This is a genomic window from Calothrix sp. FACHB-168 (genome assembly GCF_963889195.1).
GTDB lineage: Bacteria > Cyanobacteriota > Cyanobacteriia > Cyanobacteriales > Nostocaceae > Aulosira > Aulosira anomala_A.
The window spans coordinates 39,326-60,317 of record NZ_CAWPNJ010000015.1 but is presented as its reverse complement, the minus strand read 5'-3'; the positions used below and the strand labels follow the sequence as shown (position 1 = coordinate 60,317).

Here is a 20,992-nt window from a genome sequence, read left to right as displayed (position 1 = left end):
GATTGCTGAATTATGGGATGAAATTTAACAGCTAAAAATTTAAAAATCCTTATTCTCTCTGCGTCTCTGCGCGACGGCAGTCGCTACAACGGGGGGAACCCCCGCAACGCGCTGCCTCCTCTGCGTGAAATAAATCATCCCCCATTTATGCAACGCCAATTTTCTCATAGCCAAGAATACCTGTAAGGGTTTCTTTGGCTGTGGTTAACTAATATTTCCTCTCCTGTGGCTGAAACATGGTAATGGCTACCGAACGATATTGAATATCAATCCCTGCTGGTGAATAATAAGCCATTGTATGCTTGAGGAATTTATCATCATCTCTTTGGGGATAGTCTTCACGGAAGTGTGCGCCGCGACTTTCTTGACGATTTAAGGCGGAAGCTAAAATCGTCTGTCCTACTACCATTAAACTCCGCAATTCCAAAGCTTCAACAATTTCCGTATTCCAAGAATTGCCTTTGTCATCTAAATATATTTGTGGATATTGCTGTTGTATTTGGGCAAGTTTTTCCAACCCTTCCTGCATAACTGCCTCGGTACGAAAAACGCCGCAATATTGAGTCATGCAATCTTGAAAGGCTTGGCGGATTTCATTAATTCGGTATGTTCCTGGCTGTTCTAGTAAAGCTTGAATTTGCTCTTTTGCTTCCTTGATGTAACGTTGTTCATCGACTGTGGGTAATTTGCGGTTTTGCACAAATTGAGCGATCGCGGCTCCGGTACGCTTGCCATAAACTACACATTCCAATAGCGAATTACTACCTAAGCGATTAGCACCATGTACAGACACGCAAGAAGTTTCCCCAGCAGCAAAAAAGCCTTCAACAAATTCATCGCCACCACTGCGGACTTTGCCATCAATGTTCACTGGGATACCGCCCATACAATAGTGAATAGTCGGGCGGACTGGCATAGGTTGAGTCACCGCATCAACACCAACTAAGCGATGGGCTTCTTCCCAACAGAAGGGAACGCGACTCATGATTTTTTCTTTACCCATGTGGCGCAAATCCAGGTAGACAAACGGCCCCCCAGCGCTACCATCGGCATGTATACCCCGCCCAGCACGAATTTCGTAAGCGATCGCTCTTGATGTAATATCGCGGGGTGCTAGTTCCATGCGACTGGGGGCGTAGGTTGCCATAAAGCGATCGCCTTCGGAGTTGATTAAATAAGCCCCTTCGCCCCGCACAGCTTCAGAAATCAGCACGCCTACCGGATATAACCCTGTGGGGTGAAATTGCACAAATTCCATGTCTTCGAGGGGCAAACCTGCGATCGCTGTCATTGCTAAACCGTCACCGGTCGAAGCGTAATCATTGGAAGTAGTGTTATATACGCGACCATATCCCCCAGTGGCAAACATCACAGCTTTCGCCCGTAATACCTCTATATGCCCGTCTAGCAGGTGATACATCACCACACCTTTTGCCTGTCCCTCTTCCAAAATCAGGCGCATTACATACCATTCTTGGTAAATTTGCACACCGTAACGGCGTAAATTATTCACCAATTCATGTAAAATTGCATGACCGGTTTTATCAGCCGCGTAGCAGGTACGATTGTGAGAATGTCCGCCAAAAGCACGCTGGGCAATCCGTCCATCTGGTAACCGCGAGAACAACACACCCATGTGTTCCAAATCAATCACCACATCTGGCGCTTCTTGGGCGAGAATAGCCACAGCATCTTGATCTGCTAAATAATCCGAACCTTTAACAGTATCAAAAGCGTGGGCTTCCCAACTATCTTCAGAATCGACATTTTTTAATGATGCTGCCATGCCACCTTGCGCCGCTACCGAGTGGGAACGAATCGGGTGAGTTTTTGCCACGACAGCTACATTTAAACTGGGGTTAATCCGGGCAATTTCCACCGCCGCACGGCATCCCGCCAAGCCACCACCAACAATAATTACATCATGTTCCAGCATAATTAATTTTTATGAATTTTTAATAGTGTAGACAAAGAAATTCCCTGCCACAGGACAGGGATATAGTTGCGATTTTGGATTGTATTTTGAGATTTTGCATAATTTAGGTAACTGATCGCTGAGATATTTATATTTCTTAAGCCAGACGATATCAATCCCTAACAGCAAATCTCAACTTTCAGAGGAACTCGAAAAAATAAATTATTCCGTTCAAGTTATTAACAGTCAACAGTCAACAGTCAACAGTCAACAGTCAACAGTCACTTCGGGAATATTTTTCAGTTGGAAGTCCCTAACTATTCAGCTAGTTGCTTGTACGGGTTTTTGTTGAGAAACATTACCTGGAATTGGTTCAGTTTTTGTTCCTGGCTCGACAGCAGTTAGTTCAATATGATTTAACAATGTAGTTACAAATGCAAATAACAAGAAAGGCAGAGATAACAGAACTACAAGACCGACAGTAGCTAAAGCATACACCGGTCTTCTCGCACCCATCAGTGCCAATGCCGATGCCAAACTTATAGTAATTGTAATTAACCAAACAATTATTTGACCGTAGATATCACCAAAGGTTAAAGTACAGACAAATCGATAGTTTTGAATATTATTCATGTTCATCACATTCGCCTCAAGTCTATCTTATAGGTTCTACCTTAGAACCAGGTTTGACGATGCGTCAATTTCTCAATATTTTTCCAAGGTTTTTAATATTACTTTATAAATTACTGACTCTGTAAATATAAAAAATAGTCAAAAGTTCTCTACTCTAGACTCTTGACTATTTAATTTAACTGTGTGAAGCCGGAAATTAAGGGAGCATCCCAATTTTGACGCAATACCCTAGAAGGGTATTGCTATACCAACAAAGCCTGCCAAGGCAGGCTAAAAGTTTGATAGCCTGCCTTGGCAGGCTTCGTATTTCTAGCCCCACCCTTATAGGGTGAGGGCGTTTTTGCACATTTGGGATGCTCCCGAAATTAAGCGCTAGCTTGTTGAGAAGCAGTTTTTCTTCTCTTAATTAGCAAACCAAGACCACCAGCTACTAATGTACCGCCTATAGTTAGAGGTTCGGGGACAGAATAAGCAGTAGTTTTGAAGTTTGGGCCAAAGTATCCTTGTGCTACACTAGGCCCATCAGTTGGAAAAACTAGAGTTGCGCTAGATTGATAGCGATCGCCGATAAAGTTGATGGCTGGGTCTACTGTAAAACCAACTGGGTCCCAAGTGTAATTCTCTGAGCCAGTAGCAGCTGCAATAATAAAAGTTTGACCCGCATCTAAGATTGTTTTAGCTACTGATGTGTAGCGAAACCATCCATCGAGGGGATCGCCTGGTTTAACAGTTCCCGATACTAGAAGCTGACCAGCATCATTAAAGATACCAACATCATGTGTTTGAGTTAAATCATTTTTCAGGTCATCATAAAACCCAAGTTGATTGATGGCGATTTGTTTATTAGTGGAGAATTTAAAACCCAGGCTCCACTCGCCATTACTGGCGTCTATTGTAGGTGAATCAAAGTTAATTGCCGCAGCATGAGCTGTTCCTCCCATCCCCATACCAATCAACACTGCTCCAGCAGTAGCTATTGATAACTTCTTGAAAAAAGTTACACTAGTCATGAAATTTATTCCTCAAAAGCTTCAAGGTTGGAGAAAATCTGGGTATACAAAGTTGCGGATAATGGCGCGCAATATACCCAAAAAAAATTAATTACAGCAGCAGAATATTGAGCGATAGATGCTACAACTATTACCAACGCTTTCTCTCTATTGGTAAAGCATCTTGTACTAAAAGTCTTACTAAAAGATAACTTTAACTTTTAGGTATGCTTTTGTGTACGCAAATAATTTTGTATAAATTATTTGATTACTGATAACACACTTAATCTACAAAAATTTCCTTTAAAAAACAAGTTTATACAGTGTCTTTACGTAAAAAATATATTAAATAAACTAGTTCATTTCAGCGAAAAATATACCAAAAGATATACAATTACTCACTCGTATGCAACTATGCGAACTCAGCAAGTTCATAAAGTTTTCATAAAGAAAGTGACTATTTATACGACAACACGCTTCTGTTAAGGATAATTGTAGGTAAAAAATGCGACAAATGGGTAGATTGAGTTTACCTTGTGGAAACCCAACATAGACAAGGTTTTGATGTGTTGGGTTACTCACCTTCAGCTGCGTTGCCAAATTTTAATGGTTTTATCCAAACTTCCACTAACTAACATGTCGCCGGAAGCTGTAAAAGTGACTGCTGTGACAGTATCCGTATGTCCGATAAAAGTAGCGAGTAATTCCCCAGTTGCTAAATGCCACAATTTGATAGTTTTATCAGCGCTACCACTAGCGATAATTTGTTCATCGGGACTGAGGCTAATTGTACAGACTTCATCTTGATGTCCTTTAAGGGTACGAATTAATTCCCCAGTTGCTAAATGCCAAATTTTGATTGTTTGATCGCGACTACCACTAACTAAGAGTTTACCATCCCCAGAAATCGCTAAAGAGCGAACAATATGAGAATGTCCCATGAGGGTGTAAAGGGGTTGCACATCTTGAAAATCTTTGACACCTTCGAGGTGAGAAGTACACCAGACTTTAATTTTGCGATAACTACCGGTAACGATAGTTTGACCATCTTGACTTAATGCGAGAGAATGGGCTGCGGTATCATCAAGAGAAAGTGCGATCGCCACTTGACGCTGCATCAAATCCCAAAATAAAATTTTGCGATCGTCTCCACCAGTAGCTAACATTCTGCCATCAGGGGTAAAAGCTACGCATCTCACTACCCCGTTATGTTTGTGCAAGATATCAATTAAATCTAATGCACCGACATGCCAAATTTTAATCGTGGAATCTGCGCCGACGCTGGCTAAAGTTTGTCCGTCAGCACTAAAAGCCAGGGAATTAACTTCATCAACTAATCCAGAGACAACCCAAGGCGACTCTGATAATGTTTCGATTAATTCTCCTCTAGATAAATCCCATAACTTAGTTTCGCCTCGACTTCCACTAGCTAATATCGGCGGTGTTTTGCTGAGACTACATACCGAAACATTCTGTTGTGGGATTCTCGCAGAATAAGCTAGACAATTAATGCCTCTAGTATGTCCTTTTAAAGTCTGCCAATATTCCCAGTCACCAATGATTTTTTTCAGAGGATGTTCTGCGGCGACAGTCTCAACCTTTTCGGCTATTCTTACCTCATTCACTATTATGGCTAGATCTTGCTTCTTCACTAATGATTCTAAATACCAATTCAATCCTCCCGCATATAATAAATTACTGGGATTGATGGTAATTTTTTGTTCAGTAAGTTCTAGTTGGGCAGTAGGTAAAAAGCCAGCAATTATAACTTTTTTTTCATAGCCAATTTTACTAGAATTGGGATAAAATAAAGCCAAAAAAATTAAGACTTGGTGCTTTTTTAAATCCTCTTGGGTAACTGTCCAATTAATTTTATTCTTTTTCAGACTATTAAAACTTTCGCCATCAGCAGCATAAACTTGAATACTCAGTTTTTTGTTAGCTGAGAGTACATAAGCAAATTTACTATCACCGCGTAAATTGCCCTCATCATCTAAAACCATGTTGTTGATGGTATCATGAGACACCTTTTTCACTATTTTACCCAAGCGTTCGGCGATCGCGCGATCAACAATTTGTTCGCGCAAAAGATAATCTTGAGCTTGCTGTTGAAAGTATTGGGGAAAAGGAATCGTCCAGTCAGGAGGTTCGGGATATTCTGGTGGTGTTGGTGGTGGATTTTTGGCGAAAATTTCCGCTTGTTGGCGAGATAATTCGATTAATTGAGCCAATTGCTCACCCCAAAAAGTCATAATTTCACTATGACAACCTTTCATTTGACTTTTGAGTACAGACAAGTCATAAGTTTTAAGTTTTTTGACTCGTTGGAGAAAGTCAGCTTGTTGAGCTTTGAGTAAGCTAATCCAATCCATCTGCATTAGAGCCGCACACTATTGCATACTTAAGGTAATCTATACGAATACAATTACTCAAGTTAATCATCTTTGTGGATGAAAATTCCGTAATTCTAACAGTCTCAGAGAACACAAGCAAAAGCAGATGTTCGCGGTAAAGATACACCTAGATAGCCCTCAAACACACAATAACTGATATGGCTGAGGTATAGAGAGTTAATTGATGTCAAATCATTCTAACTAATATAGAGAATAATATATTGTTTCGATGGAAACAGTTCTGACAGCAATGAATAGTTTGATTAAAGGCTGACAGTAATGGCAGCAGAAATGCTAAACTATAGATAGCTATATCAAAATCATCTGATTATGCTCACTCTCAAGCTTCAGTAATCAGATCAACATCAACGATAAATAGCAGTTAATTTTAATTTTGATGTTCTGGTAGTGAATCTGGATGGCGATCGCTCCCTGCTAATTGTTGAATTTTCAGGTGCAAATCCAAATCATTACTGCTAACAATTGTTTCTAAATTTGCAATTCTGGCTTCTAAAAGTTGTATCTGCTGTTGCGCCAAATAATTAGGTTGAGATTTTTTGTCATCACCACGCCATACAACCACTGTACCAACTGCGGCACCACCGAGAGCCGCTAAAGGTAAAATTGCTCCACTTCTTGTAACGGCTGATAGAGGAATGCATAATGCAAAGATTCCTACTGTAGTTCCCCAGATTTTAGCAGTAGCAGCAACTCGGAAATTGTCGGCTGACTCTAGGTTGTTTTGTGATTGAGAAGCCATAACTTGATCCTAGATGAGGTAGTTCTAGGTTCGCACAATTACCCGTAAAAATACTTCCTACGTTTGGGTTAAGTATATTTACTTGATTTACCCTGGAGATGCGATCGCATCCTGATGGATTAATTTTTGAATGTAAATATTTTAAGTAATTTAGAAAACATTTAAAATTCAAATTACTCAAAGCAGTATAAAAGCTAATACGGTTCAGTTAAGGAGCAATGTAGGTTGGGTTGAACGAAGTGAAACCCAACAAATCGCCGAAAATGTTGGGTTTCGTTCCTCAACCCAACCTATGCGGTTTAAGGTTTTTGATGCTAACTGAAAGGTATTGGCATAAAAGCCGGAAATATCAATTTTTGAATTCTGAGTCATATATCAACAATCCAGTGCTGCTGTTGTTTAATTACACAACGATACTCATTGGGAAACTTTAATCAGTGGATTTGAAATTAATAAATTATTTTTATAGGATAGTTAGACTTCTGCATTAACTATTTCTAGCTTGTATTACTGACAAAATTACACCAAAAGTGTGTTTCTTAAGACATCTTTTTAAAGTTTTATGATATTTGCCAGAGTTACCTGGGAATAATAACTAACAAGCAAGTATATAAAACTTAAATCCAATGTCCGCACTGATCAATACATTAAATCTTTTTGCTGGATATCGTCTCACAGAGAAAATTTACGCAGGGAATAAAACCCTTGTTTATCGGGGTATCCGAGAACAAGACCAAAAATCTGTAATCATTAAACTGATGCAGAATGAATACCCGACATTTAGCGAAATTGCTCAATTCCGCAATCAATATAACATTATCAAAAACCTTGATATTAAAGGCATAGTCCAGCCTTTAAGCTTAGAAAATTGCCGCAATGGCTACGCCTTAATTATGGAAGATTTTGGTGGACTCTCTCTCAAGGAATGGCAATTATCTCATCAGAAAATAGAAGCTAATTGTATTTCCCTTGATGAGTTTTTTCCTATCGCCATCGAAATTACATCTATATTAGAAGAACTGCATCGCGATCGCATTATTCATAAGGATATTAAACCAGCTAACATTTTAATTCACCCTACTTCAGGTGAAGTTAAAATTATTGATTTTAGTCTTGCAACTCTCCTACCTAGAGAAATTCAATTCCTGACTAATCCCAACGTTTTAGAAGGAACATTAGCTTATATTTCTCCCGAACAAACGGGAAGAATGAACAGAGGTATTGATTACCGTACCGATTTTTATTCTTTAGGTGTTACTCTTTTTGAACTCCTCACCGGACAGTTACCTTTCACTACAACCGATCCAATGGAGTTAGTTTATTGCCACATCGCCAAAGAAGCACCAAAAGTTAGCCAAATTAACCCTAATATACCACAAATATTATCCGATATTATCGATAAGCTGATGGCGAAAAATGCTGAAGACCGCTATCAAAGCAGCCAAGGGCTTAAGCATGACTTAGAAAACTGTCGCCAACTGTGGCAAGATACAGGCGATATTCCCACATTTGAGTTAGGATTGCGTGATTTTTGCGATCGCTTCCTCATCCCAGAAAAACTCTATGGTCGTCAACAAGAAGTAGAAACTCTACTTGCTGCTTTTGAAAGAGTCGCCAGTGGTAAAACCGAAATGGTTTTAGTTACAGGTTCATCGGGGATTGGTAAAACTGCTGTAGTTAATGAAGTTCATAAACCAATTGTCCGCCAACGGAGTTACTTCATTAAAGGTAAATTCGATCAATTTCAGCGTGATATACCCTTATCTGGATTAGTACAAGCATTTCGCGATTTAATTGGGCAATTATTCAGCGAAACCGACGCCCAAATTCAACAATGGAAAACAAAGATTTTGTCAGCTTTAGGCGAACAAAGTCAGCTAATTATTGATGTCATTCCCGAACTAGAATTAATTCTAGGTAAGCAGCCTGAAGTTACAGAACTTTCTGGTAGCGCGGCGCAAAATCGCTTCAATTTATTATTTCAGAGATTCATTCAGGTATTTAGTAGCAAAGAACATCCTCTAGTAATTTTCTTAGATGACTTGCAATGGGCGGATGTAACTTCGTTAAAATTTATTCAACTTTTAATGAGCGAAAATACATCTTCTCAGATGATTGGTGAAATTGAAAATCAAGCAGAAATAGCTAGAGGTTTACTACTGATTGGTGCTTATCGTGATAATGAAGTTTCACAGGCTCATCCTCTTTATTTGAAACTCCAAGATATTGAGAAGATAGGAGTAAAAATTAATAATATTAATTTAGCACCTCTAACTCAAAGCGATTTAAACCACTTAATTGTAGATACTCTCTATTGCCAAGAGACAACTGCGGCACCATTAACACAAATGGTATTTGCGAAAACTAAAGGTAATCCATTTTTTGCCAATCAATTTCTCCAGAGCTTGCATGATGACAATTTAATTAAATTTAACTTTGATACTGGCTTTTGGGAATATGATATTAGAGAAATAGAAGCATTATCTCTGACAGATGATGTTGTCAAATTCATGGCGCTGCAAATAGAAAAGTTGCCAGTACCTACTCAAAATGTATTGATGTTAGCATCATGTATTGGTAATGAATTTGACTTAAAGACTTTAGCGATCGTCCATGAAAAATCTGCTCAAGATACATCATTAGATTTATTACCAGCACTACGTGATGGCTTAGTTTTACCTCAGAATGAGGCTTACAAATTATTTCAGAATGAACAATATCTAGAAATTAGTATTGATCGTCAAGAAAAGCAAGCATTACAAATATCTAACTTTCAATTTCCCAAATATAAATTTGTTCATGACAGAATACAGCAAGCAGCCTATTCTTTAATTCCAGTTGAAGAGAAAAAGCCAATTCATTTAAAAATTGGCATTTTGTTATTAAGTAATATTCCTCTATCTGAACGAGAAGAAAAGATTTTTGAGCTTGTTAACCAATTCAATATTGCTTTAGAGTTTATTACTCACCAATCTAAACGCAATAATTTGGCTGAGATGAATTTAATGGCTGGACGTAAAGCCTTAGCTTCAACAGCTTATTCATCTGCACTTAAGTATTTAAAGATTGGTATTGAACTACTAGCTGACGATAGCTGGGATAGCAAATATGAACTGACTTTAGCTTTATATGAAACAGCAGCAGAAGCAGCATATTTAGCTGGCGAATTTGCGGAGATAGAACATTTTGTAGCACTAGTCTTGAGCAATGCTAAAACACTTTTAGATCAAGTGAAAGTTTTTGAAGTAAAGATTGAAGCATATAAAGCTCAAAGTCAAAGTATCGAAGCAATTACCACAGGTTTACAAGTGTTGAAGTTGTTTGGTTTTGAGTTTCCCGAACACCCTACTCAAGAAACCATTGGGATAGCGCTACAAGAGACAAAATTAGCTTTAGTAGAGAAAAATATTGAGGAATTAGTTAACTTACCTCAAATGACTGACTTATCAATACTGGCAGTAATGAATATTTTAGTCAGACTTCTACCTATCTGTGCTGTTAGTAATCCATTGCTGTTTATTTTACTTGTTAACAAACAAGTAAATTTATCGCTTCAATTTGGTAATTGTGCTGCATCTGCCATGTCATACGGAACCTATGGCATTATTCTCTGGAATATATGGAAAGATGTGGATCTCAGTTATAAATTTGGTCAACTAGCGTTAAATATATTAGCTAAATTTAATGCTATCCAGCTAAAAGCAATAGTTATTTTTGTTGTCAATATGTTTATTAAATCTTGGAAAGAACATATTGAAGAAACTCTTAGTTCCTTCCTTGAGGCTTACACTATTGCTTTAGAAACTGGAGACTTAGAACATGCTGCATATTCCTTATATATGTACTCAGAACATGCGTTTTGGCAAGGTAAGCCGTTGCTAGATATTGAGCAAGAAATGGCTAAATATCATGAAGTAATTTTTCAGCTTAAGCAAGAAATACCTCGTCAGACTCATGCTAGTAACTGGCAAGCAGCTTTAAACTTGTTAGGAAAGTCTGAAGAAGTTTGCTGTTTAAGTGGTCAAGCTTATGATGAAAATATCATGCTGCCGTTGCATCAGCAAGTAGGCTACAGGACAGCTATTTTCCATTTACATTTACATAAACTATTTCTCTGTTATTTATTTCAAGATTACCTTAACGCCTCTCAGCAAGCCAGACTTGCAGCTAACTATATAGATTCAGTTCCAGCCAAATTTGTTTGTGCTGTCTTGTGTTTTTATGAATCTTTAGTAATGCTGCAATTATATGAAACAGCTAACCAATCGGAAAAAACACAAATTTTAGAACTGGTAGCTATTAACCAAGAAAAAATGAAAAATTGGGCGAATCATGCACCAATGAATTTTCTACATAAATACTATTTAGTAGAGGCTGAAAGAGCGCGAATTGACAAGCAATATATTGAAGCAGTAGACTACTACGATCGCGCAATTAGTTTAGCTAATAAACACAAATATCTTCAGGAAGAAGCTTTGGCGAACGAACTTGCAGCTAAGTTTTACTTAGGCTGGGATAAATTGAAGATTGCCAAAATCTACTTGACTGATGCCTACTATGGTTATATTCGCTGGGGAGCATTAGCTAAGGTTGAGCAGTTAGAAAAATCTTATCCACATTTTCTAGCTTCTACACTGAGTCAAGAAAAGCTTAACTTCCATAATCAAAAAACAAATATATCTGCTGATAGTTTATCTTTGACAATTAATCAAAAGAAACAAACTATCAATACATCACAAACTAGCATTTCCGATTCATTGGATTTATTTGCTGTTATTAAAGCATCTCAAGCTGTCTCTGAAGAGATTGAGTTTGAGCGACTACTTTCTACCTTAATTGAAGTAGTGATGGAAAATGCTGGTGCTTCTAAATGTGCTTTGCTTTTGAGTAAAGGAGAGAATTTCGAGCTAAATATAACTGCTATCAGTTCTAATTCAACCTTTGCACCTAACTCTGTCATCTTTCCAGGTACGACTCTAGAATTAAGCAATGATGTACCCGTAACCTTGATTAACTATGTCAAACGTACTAGAGAAATATTGGTGATAGATCAGATTAAAGCTGATAAATTGATAATTGACGATCTCTACATTAACCATCACCAACCTAAGAGTATTTTATGTATGCCAATAATTAATCAAGGTAAATTACTTGGCATTCTTTACTTAGAAAATAATTTGGCTACAGCAGCTTTTACCCGCAATCGTGTAGAGTTACTTAAACTGTTAATAACTCAAGCAGCAATTTCTCTGAAAAATGCCATACTCTACAATAATTTGAATGAAGTTAATAGTAAATTAGAAGGATATAACCATACTTTAGAAGAAAAAGTGAAGGAAAGAACACAGGAGATAAATGAAAAAAATCAAACTTTACAGCAAGCTATGCTAGAACTGCAACAAACTCAAATTCAATTAATTCAAAGTGAAAAAATGTCTTCTTTAGGGCAGATGGTAGCAGGAATTGCCCATGAAATTAATAATCCTATCAACTTTATTCATGGCAATATTGCTCATATTAATGAGTATGCCCAGGGTTTAGTAGATTTTATTGCTCTTTATCGCCAAGAATGCTCTAATTATTCTGATTTACTTGAAGAAAAAGCAGAAGAAATTGATATAGATTTTATAGCAGAAGACCTACCTAAGCTATTAGATTCTATGAAAATAGGTAGTTCACGTATCCGGAATATTATTTTAGGTTTACGCAATTTCTCTCGCTTAGACGAATCTGATATGAAGCCTGTTGATATTCATGAAGGAATTGACAATACTTTAATGATTTTGCAGCATCGGCTTCATAAACCAAACGATAAATTCGAGATTGAAGTTATCAAGAAATATGGAAAACTTGCAACAGTTAATTGTTATGCAGGTCAGCTTAATCAGGTATTTATGAATATTATCAATAATGCTATCGACGCTTTAGAAGAGTCATTCCTGAATAAAAATAAACAAGAGAATCAACAATTAATCAGCAAGCATCCACAAATTTCTATTAATACTCAAATGACAGACTCTAAGAGAATAAGAATTGCGATTGCTGATAATGGTTTTGGTATGACAGAGGCAGTTCAGCAGAAAATTTTTGACCCATTTTTTACAACTAAGGAGATAGGAAGCGGTATGGGATTAGGGTTATCAATTAGTTATCAAATTGTAGTTGAACAGCACAAAGGTCTATTAAGCTGTAGTTCTACTCCAGGAGCAGGAACAGAGTTTATTATTGAGATACCATTACAATAATTAATGAACAATTACTACTAATTTAATTCATCACAGATGTAGATTTCATCTTAATTCATTGCCCAAATATCTCGCAAATAATTAATTATCTATTTTTTCAAGCTCATTAAGGTGGTTATTGCCACTCAAAACATAAGCTTCAAAAATAGATAATTGCTACCAAAAACTAGATTCTGATATTTAATTCCAGTCAAATTTAGACACAAACTCCTTCAATGATGCTTACTGGAGCCGCAGTAGGTATAATTCGATTTAACCGAAAACCAGCAGCCTTGTAGAGTTGAGAATACTCATCTTCAGTACGTTCCTGACCACTTGGATAAAAGATCATCATTTCCAAATCCATTAATTTACTTAAGTGAGGTTTATTTCCGTCAGGAACGACTCCCTCAACTAACAGTAATTTACCATCTGCCGCAATACTTTGACGGATATTGCGGAGAATTTGAATGCAGCGATCGTCATCCCAATCGTGGATTATATAAGATAATATATATGCATCACCTCCACTAGGAACTGAGTGGAAAAAGTTGCCACTAATCACTTCACAACGCTTGCTAACTTCATGTTGTTTGATTAATTTTTTTGCAGAATCTGCTACATTTGGTAAGTCAAAGAGAATGCCATTAGTTTGTGAATTTGCTGCCAAGATAGAGGTGATGAGTGTACCATAACCACCACCGACATCAACTATTTTGGAAATATGAGAAAAATCGTAAGCATCTATAACTGCTGTATGAACATTTTTTGAGAAATTTGTCATAGCATCGTTGAACAGCTTACCAGACGCTGGATTTTGCTCAAAATATTTAAAGGTGTCATCAACATTATAGAGATGTGCCAATCCTGGTTGACCACTTTGCACAATGTTAAGAATATCTCCCCAGCATCGCCAATGCCATTCATCACCTAACATCATTGCTAGAGAGCGTAACGAGTTACTAAAGTCGCTCTGAAGATATTTGGCCATTGTCGTGAGTGAAAATTGTCTTGGTGCAACTTCCGTAAATATATTGACGCTAGCAAGAGCGCGAAGAACTCGATATAAGTTTTTGGGATGAGTATTAGTTAATTGTGCAAGTTCATCAATACTTTTTGATCCATCCTTAAGTAAGTCAGCAATCCCTAAAGAAGCAGCTACATAAATACCTTGAGCAATCCAAGTTCCAAATAATAACTGAAGTAAAACCATAGAAGGCATTCTTTCATCTTCTGAGGAATGCTCTGAGGAATGCTCTGAAAATAGGAGATTCTCTAACATCTGTTTAACTACTCTATACTAAGTAGTCCTAATCAATTGATAACTACGACACATCGCCAAACATTTAAATGCAGAAGTTGTATGTCAGACTTTGGGCAGTTTTGATATTATCGTATATTCAACACTGAATATCTTGCATCTCTCTAATAAATATTACATGTAGAGATGCAGTTATTATAGTTAAGCTACGTGCAATGCTTGATGAACCTTTTTAGCTTTTGCAAAAGGTTGATCTAATGTGTGATTTTTTACATATTCCATGCACTCCTCAAACATGTCTGTAAAAATTGCAAACACTTGATGCACTAGTGTAAAGGCTTGTTCTCGAATTTCGTCTGGTAATTCCAAGCTAGTAATAAATTGTTCTATATCATCTGTTCCTTGCATATGACCAGTTTCTAGATCGTAATGTTCTTGCCCAAAGTAAATATACTTTTGGTTAGTAACTTTGGTCAGTTCCTTAGCAATTTGTGCAGTTCTGAATAAAATTACATGACCAGTTGCTTCTATAGATTCAGATATTGCTAGCCGAAGTAAAGGATCTATATTAAAAGTATATAACAAGCCAATTTTATGACAGACCAATCGTGTTTTATGAGTTTCATCACTCCACATAAATTTCATGGAATCACTAAATTTGATTGCACGATCTAATCCTAGTCGTTTCATGTCTTCTAAAAACCATATCCAGTGATGGTCATCTTCATAAGTATGGATATTGATAATTTCTTGGACTCTGCTATTAGTAGGTTCTTGCCGCAAGACATATTTATTTAAATCTCCAAAATTCATGGCAAACGGTGTGAGACAAGGTGCAAAGCTTAATCTTTGTAAAGGCTCTAAGCTTTCATCTTGCATGAATTTTAATAGCGGCAACTGTTCAAGTTCTTGTTTTTTGATTTCAATTAAAGCTAGGACATCTTTCATTGTATTGACTCAAAAATAATTAATGTTTCTTGGATTTTTTGAATACTTATTAGGAAATAAAAGAGTAGATATTGCAATGATGAACAGCAATACATATATGACTGCCTCATAAATACATTTCAGATATTTCTGAGATGCATTTATTCATTTCTATATGCAATACTCTTTCAAAAAATATGCATACCAATCTTTAAAAATCATGCAACAGATGATTATAAACACAACGATGTTGTGCTTGGATATATAATTTATGTGCCGCCAAATTTATGAAGCTGGCTGTTCATGAGGCGATAAATAAAGAATTACTGAACTGTAATGAGAATCTGTCTTTCCTCACCTTAATTACATTAGGTATTCAAATGCACCTTGATTACCATAATCATTCCGCAACACAGAACAAATTAATGACTAACAAGTCATCAAAGAATTCTTATCCGTAAAATTTCTGGAAACATTAATCAATTTAATACTACTTCTACACAACTTCATAAATATTATGTATGCTGCTATTAGCAGTATGTATGATTGATAATTTAGATGTCCAAGAATTAATCTGTGTAATTATTTTTTAATTTTTAAGCTACAAAAGTATCCGTAAATATCGGCAATTATTTATTTTTTTTTTACATTCAAATACAGCGTAAAAAAAAATACATGTTGATATAAAAGATAGCTTGAAATGTCTGTCTAGGTTGTAAAGCTAGGTATAGCTTGCTTTCTATCTAAGAACATTATATTAAATTGTGCTTATATATACGTATTTTTCTGTAGATTAACTGAAAAACATAATTTTTTATTATAGTTAGACATTTTTTGTATAATTAAAACAAAAATAATTTAGTAATAAAATATACATTTTATTTTCATTGTTAATACATAAATGTCATCGTTGCTTGACAGAGTGGCACATTAAGTGTGTTTTTTGTCTGAAATTACGTACTTAGGTAAGTCTTGAGTTAGCTTTCCTATATGGCTGTAGTCAGCATACAGGATTGTGGATATAGCGGCAAATTCGCACTTAACATTCAAAATTCAATACTTTGGCAAGCGAGTACATCTATGAAAAACTTAAAGCAGAATCATTTATTTGTGGGATTTACTTAAGTAGTAAATTGAACTCGTAGGTAAATCATTAGTACAAAGCTCACAATGCAGATATTTTTTGGCTATGCTGGTAATGTTTGCAAAATAACGCCCATCCTTTGATAGCATCTTTGAAATGTCAACATTTCTGTCTCAAGAGATAAGTAACAGCAGCTATGACAAAGGCATCTTACATTTTTCTGGCTGGAGCCAGTCGTGGTGTGGGGCGAGAAATTGCCAACTACCTCACAGCACAACACATCAAAATTAAAGCATTGCTGAGAAAGCCAGATGCGGCTGCTGATTTGGAAGCATTAGGTGTTCAGGTGGTGTTTGGCGATGCGCTGAATGTCAGCGATGTAGAACGTGCAATGCTGACAGATGAACCAATTGATACGGTAATTAGTACTATAGGTGGTGTGCCTGATGAGGCAACCAGGGCTGATTACCCAGGTAATAAAAACTTGATTGATGCAGCAGTTAAAGCTGGGGTACAAAAGTTTATTCTCGTGACTTCGATTGGTACGGGTAATAGTGTTGGTGCTTTGTCGCCACAAGTTTTAGCGGTGTTGCAAAATGTTTTGATTGAAAAAGACAAGGCTGAACAACATTTAATTAATAGTGGACTCACCTATACGATTATCCGTCCAGGGGGGCTAAAGTCGGAACCTGCAACGGGTAGTGCGGTTTTAACTGAAGATATAGGTATTGTTGGTAGTATTCATCGTGCAGATGTGGCGCAGTTAGTTGTCCGCACTCTCAATTCTGAGCGTGCTAATAATAAGGTGTTATCAGCAGTTGATAAAAATCAGTTGTTTGCACAAGCGGATTTTGCGGAATTTGTTTTAGATTAATGTTGACGGTTGACGGTTGACGGTTGACGGTTGACGGTTGACTGAGGGGAGAGATTTTCTGGAATTAATCTGGACTACTCCCCAGAGATTTGTACAAATACTGTACGCTGACGGGGCCCGTCTAATTCAAAAAATAATATTGATTGCCAAGTTCCTAAAGCTAATTTGCCATCAACAATGGGAATAACTTCGCTGCTACTGAGCATCATTGCCATTAAATGAGAATGTGCATTCATCGGTTCGTCTTCGGGAACAATCCTTAAATGCAAGTCATTATGTAAATATTTATCTGACTCTGGCGCTAATTTCCGCAAGAAGACTTTGATATCTTCTAACAAACGTTCTTCATTTTCATTGATAGCTAAAGCTGTTGTGGTATGTCGTGAAAATACTAAGGCTTGTCCATTTTGAATTGATGTGGAGTTAATTATATCCTGAATTTGGGGGGTGATGTTATGGATATTAATTCCCTGTTCTGTTTGAATTTCTATGAGTTGATTAATAATTGTCATATCTTCAATTACTAAGGTAATACAAGTCTAAATTGGATAACTACTAATCAGGGCTGTTGACTGTTGACTGTTGACTGTTGACTGTTGACTGTTGACTGTTGACTGTTGACTGTTGACTGTTGACTGTTGACTGTTGACTGTTGACTGTCAATAGCCCTCATGATGGATTGTGCAACTTAAAAGCAGAATAGCTTACTTCAATATTGTTTGTAAGCCTTGTACTAATCTTTCCATACCTATTTTGACTGTTTCTTGTTGCAGCGCACCGTAAGCAACTCGCAAATAACAGCCATCTTCCATCCCAAATGTTGTACCAGGAATTACGGCGATTTGATGTTCTTGGATGAGTCGTTTTACTAATTCAAAAGCATCGATTTGGGTATGAACTTTGAGGAAAAAATAAAAAGCGCCATCAGCAGGGGTAATAGTACATAAGCCTTGTAAGCGATTGAGATATTCAATTACTAATTCTCGCACTTGGGCGATTGCTCCAATATGTTCTGTAAAATATTCCTCTGGGGCTTGTAATGCCCCTAATGCGGCATACTGAGAAATTACAGGCGGACAAATCAAAATTGTATCTTGGACTTTCTTAATCAGATCGAGCAGGTGTTGAGGAATTACCATATAACCAATACGCCAACTAGCAAAACCGTAGGCTTTAGACAGGCTGTAAAGAGAAATGGTGTAATCGCTACTACCAGCAAAAGCCCCAGGCGATAGGTGTTTTACGCCGTTATAGGTAAAGTATTCATAGGCTTCATCACTAATATGATAAATACCGCGAGTGCCTTCGGCACACCTTCGGTGAACGCGACATAATTGATTAACTGCCCGTAATGTTGCTTCTGGATACACCACACCTGTAGGGTTATTCGGTGAAATTGTCACCACTGCTTTGGTTTTGGGTGTAATTGCTTGCGCGATCGCTTCCGGACGCAGTTGATAGTTTTCATCTGTATCTACTAATACAGCCCGACAACCCGCCATTGCGATCGCCATTTCATGATTGAAATAGTACGGCTTATTCAAAATAATCTCATCGCCTGGGCTAGTAATTGCCAAAATAGCGTTCATAAACGCCATATTGCTACCCGCAGTCACAACTATGCAATTTTCGGCGTTAATTTCAATGTTATTAAAAGCTTGTAACTTGGCAGTTAATGCCGCTATTAATGGCGGAATTCCCTCAACAGCTTTGTATAAATTATTGGTTGGCTCTGATAAAAATTTGGCTAAAAAGTCTACAGATGATTGCGGTGGACTGTATGAAACAACACCTTGTCCTAAAGAAATTGTTCCGGGAGAGTTTTTAATTAATTCCCCAACCACTGGAATAATCGGCGATTGTACCGCCTGCATACGAGAGATTAGGGATTTCATATGAAGTTTTTACGCTGATAGGGGAGGAGGAAAGCGGATATCGGCACTAAATTGCTCAACATTGGCACTGCGATGAATCGGTAACACATATTCTAAATTTTCATGGGGACGGGGAATAATATGATGAGAAAGAATTTCACCCCCATTAACTCGCCCTACTGCTGCTAACCCGGAAACTACAGCTACATTTACCTCACCCACTTCCCCCCGAATCAGCACGGTAATTCTTCCCAAATCAGTATTTTCATACCCTACCAGAGTGATGCGAGCAGCTTTACACATAGCATCCCCAGCTTCCACTGCTGCGGGGATACCATAAACCTCAATCATTCCCAGTGCCAGTGTCACGTCGCCTCGCTCCGAATTTAAAATTTAAAATTACTATAAGTCAGTGGGGCGTTGCAATGTAAATATTGGCGATGGGTGTCAATAGTCAATAGTCAATAGTCATTTGGTAATACCAATTCTTAATGAAGATGTATATAATTAGCCTGCGAAGGCAGGCTTTGTTGGTTTAGCCCCACCCTTGGAGGGTGAGGGCTTTAATATGTAGGCTGACATAAAATTGCTATTAAAACAGTTTTTTATGCTCTACTCAAGGGTATTATTTATTAGTTTGATTGAGGTTCATATATTTATAAATAGCTGCGATATTGCGAGCATCATCAATACCGCGATGGTGTGTACCTTGCAATTCTAATCCTAGATGTTCTAGTGCCTGTGCCATGCCAAATCTTTTAGATACACCCAGATATTCGGAAAATTTCTCTTTAATATTTATATGCTCTGAACTAAAGGGGTAAGGAATTTTATGATATTTACAATCTTGCAAGAATTGATTTTTATCATAGTTGCCCCAAGAGCAGAAAATATAATTAGGAAATAATTTCAGCCATGCTTGTAATTTCTCTATTGCTTCGGTAAATTTGGGTGCTTGGGCAATATCTTGCTGTTGAATGCTAGTTAATGTTGTACAAAAGCTAGTTAGTTGTGGATGTCTTACAGGTTGGATAAATTGTTGAAATTCGGAATCAATTTCCCATGTGGTGCGATTGAGGATAACTGCACCAATTTCGATGATTTCCATTTCATGTCTGGGAACTGAGCCAGCATCACAACATGTGGCTTCTAAATCTATGATGAGATAATATTGGGAATTTTTAGCTGTCATATTGATAAGTAAATATAAGTAAGTTAGTTAACTGCGTTACTAGTTATAACGCAGTTAGATTAATAATATTTCTCTATGTAATACATATATTACATAATTGTTTTAGCCGTCAATAGTCTGTGGGGATTGAGGGGAAAGGTTTGAGCCAACCAATTTGCATCGCGGTATCTATGACTCTAGCCGCGATCGCAAACCACAAGACACTTTCACCAGCTAAAACCACAGAAGGTAAGACTGTAGCCAGAGAATTCCAGCTAGCTTCTATTTGTGCTAACCCCCGCACCAAGCCAAAAGCCAACACACCACCAGATTTGAGATGAGGATTGCTGTCTTTGCGGATAATATAGCGATAGGTAGCGCCAAATAAAAAACCAGAGAAAGATGCGATCGCGCCACTCAGGGCAAAATCCAACTCTAACGGCTCAATTGCTAAACTTGCAAGCACCGGGAAATACTTGGATATAACCAGAGTATTGAAAAGACTGGCGATAATAAACGCGATAAACAGGGAAAAAGCACCAATAATTCCCACTTTTAGCGATTCTATCCGTTCTAACATTAACTGAGGCTCGAAAATTCTCTTCACAATATTGCAACGCCAAAGAGGGAAATAAGGACAAGGGAAGGAGGCAGGGAGCAGGGAGCAGGGAGCAGGGGAGAGATAAATAACTTTTGCCCAATGCCCAATGCCCAATGCCCAATGCCCAATGCCCCCTTTCCCAGTATGATAAATATTAGAAACGTTTTGTAATTATTTTAAAAGTGGGATTATGGCAATTTTGACACTGGGTTGGGTATCGCTCTTAGTCGTGTTTACTTGGTCTATTGCAATGGTAGTTTGGGGACGTAACGGATTATAGAGGTAA

Annotated in this window: 16 protein-coding genes; 3 read left to right on the top strand and 13 right to left on the bottom strand. The window is 37.5% G+C overall.

Translation table 11 applies throughout. The features are described from left to right. Positions 1-208: 208 nt before the first annotated feature. The 6 genes from AACW45_RS08270 to AACW45_RS08245 form a co-directional block, all read right to left on the bottom strand. Positions 209-1,936, bottom strand: coding sequence for a succinate dehydrogenase/fumarate reductase flavoprotein subunit (locus tag AACW45_RS08270; RefSeq protein WP_190632553.1), 1,728 nt, complete (start codon positions 1,934-1,936; stop codon positions 209-211). 300 nt (positions 1,937-2,236) lie between these two features. Then, on the bottom strand, positions 2,237-2,554 hold the full coding sequence (locus AACW45_RS08265; RefSeq protein ID WP_086691328.1) for a hypothetical protein: 318 nt from the start codon (positions 2,552-2,554) through the stop codon (positions 2,237-2,239). Between the two features lie 359 nt (positions 2,555-2,913). Beyond that, positions 2,914-3,558: a PEP-CTERM sorting domain-containing protein gene (locus AACW45_RS08260; protein WP_242045782.1), complete on the bottom strand. Its 645-nt coding sequence runs from the start codon at positions 3,556-3,558 to the stop codon at positions 2,914-2,916. A 563-nt stretch (positions 3,559-4,121) separates the two neighbouring features. Beyond that, positions 4,122-5,915 carry a WD40 repeat domain-containing protein gene (locus tag AACW45_RS08255; RefSeq protein ID WP_190632552.1) on the bottom strand — a complete coding sequence of 598 codons (1,794 nt, stop codon included), beginning with the start codon at positions 5,913-5,915 and terminating at the stop codon, positions 4,122-4,124. Positions 5,916-6,318: 403 nt separating this feature from the next. Continuing rightward, entirely contained in the window at positions 6,319-6,690 is a 372-nt protein-coding gene (locus AACW45_RS08250) for a hypothetical protein (protein WP_190632551.1), read from the bottom strand. A gap of 204 nt (positions 6,691-6,894) precedes the next feature. Further along, complete coding sequence (locus AACW45_RS08245) at positions 6,895-7,062, bottom strand: hypothetical protein (RefSeq protein ID WP_190632646.1); 168 nt, start codon at positions 7,060-7,062, stop codon at positions 6,895-6,897. A gap of 254 nt (positions 7,063-7,316) precedes the next feature. Here AACW45_RS08245 and AACW45_RS08240 point away from each other — a divergent pair, with 254 nt between their 5' ends. Then, positions 7,317-12,935: an ATP-binding sensor histidine kinase gene (locus AACW45_RS08240; RefSeq protein ID WP_190632550.1), complete on the top strand. Its 5,619-nt coding sequence runs from the start codon at positions 7,317-7,319 to the stop codon at positions 12,933-12,935. A 196-nt stretch (positions 12,936-13,131) separates the two neighbouring features. On the opposite strand, the gene AACW45_RS08235 is transcribed toward AACW45_RS08240, so the two are convergent. Then, positions 13,132-14,196 carry a methyltransferase gene (locus AACW45_RS08235; RefSeq protein WP_190632549.1) on the bottom strand — a complete coding sequence of 355 codons (1,065 nt, stop codon included), beginning with the start codon at positions 14,194-14,196 and terminating at the stop codon, positions 13,132-13,134. A 180-nt stretch (positions 14,197-14,376) separates the two neighbouring features. Further along, positions 14,377-15,123: a hypothetical protein gene (locus AACW45_RS08230; protein ID WP_190632548.1), complete on the bottom strand. Its 747-nt coding sequence runs from the start codon at positions 15,121-15,123 to the stop codon at positions 14,377-14,379. Positions 15,124-16,382: 1,259 nt separating this feature from the next. Between AACW45_RS08230 and AACW45_RS08225 the strand changes: the two genes are divergently transcribed. Beyond that, positions 16,383-17,060, top strand: coding sequence for an SDR family oxidoreductase (locus AACW45_RS08225; RefSeq protein ID WP_190632547.1), 678 nt, complete (start codon positions 16,383-16,385; stop codon positions 17,058-17,060). A gap of 74 nt (positions 17,061-17,134) precedes the next feature. On the opposite strand, the gene AACW45_RS08220 is transcribed toward AACW45_RS08225, so the two are convergent. The 5 genes from AACW45_RS08220 to AACW45_RS08200 all read right to left on the bottom strand — a co-directional run bounded on the left by AACW45_RS08220 (position 17,135) and on the right by AACW45_RS08200 (position 20,685). Then, on the bottom strand, positions 17,135-17,572 hold the full coding sequence (locus tag AACW45_RS08220) for a secondary thiamine-phosphate synthase enzyme YjbQ (protein ID WP_190632546.1): 438 nt from the start codon (positions 17,570-17,572) through the stop codon (positions 17,135-17,137). A gap of 192 nt (positions 17,573-17,764) precedes the next feature. Further along, positions 17,765-18,955: a pyridoxal phosphate-dependent aminotransferase gene (locus AACW45_RS08215; RefSeq protein ID WP_190632545.1), complete on the bottom strand. Its 1,191-nt coding sequence runs from the start codon at positions 18,953-18,955 to the stop codon at positions 17,765-17,767. Positions 18,956-18,964: 9 nt separating this feature from the next. After that, complete coding sequence (locus AACW45_RS08210) at positions 18,965-19,303, bottom strand: carbon dioxide-concentrating mechanism protein CcmK (protein WP_096643033.1); 339 nt, start codon at positions 19,301-19,303, stop codon at positions 18,965-18,967. A gap of 256 nt (positions 19,304-19,559) precedes the next feature. Next, positions 19,560-20,126, bottom strand: a complete 567-nt coding sequence (locus tag AACW45_RS08205; RefSeq protein ID WP_190632544.1) for a 3'-5' exonuclease — start codon at positions 20,124-20,126, stop codon at positions 19,560-19,562. Between the two features lie 109 nt (positions 20,127-20,235). Further along, on the bottom strand, positions 20,236-20,685 hold the full coding sequence (locus AACW45_RS08200) for a hypothetical protein (RefSeq protein ID WP_190632640.1): 450 nt from the start codon (positions 20,683-20,685) through the stop codon (positions 20,236-20,238). Positions 20,686-20,896: 211 nt separating this feature from the next. Between AACW45_RS08200 and petN the strand changes: the two genes are divergently transcribed. Then, positions 20,897-20,986, top strand: a complete 90-nt coding sequence (gene petN / locus AACW45_RS08195; RefSeq protein WP_010998401.1) for a cytochrome b6-f complex subunit PetN — start codon at positions 20,897-20,899, stop codon at positions 20,984-20,986. Positions 20,987-20,992: the final 6 nt, after the last annotated feature.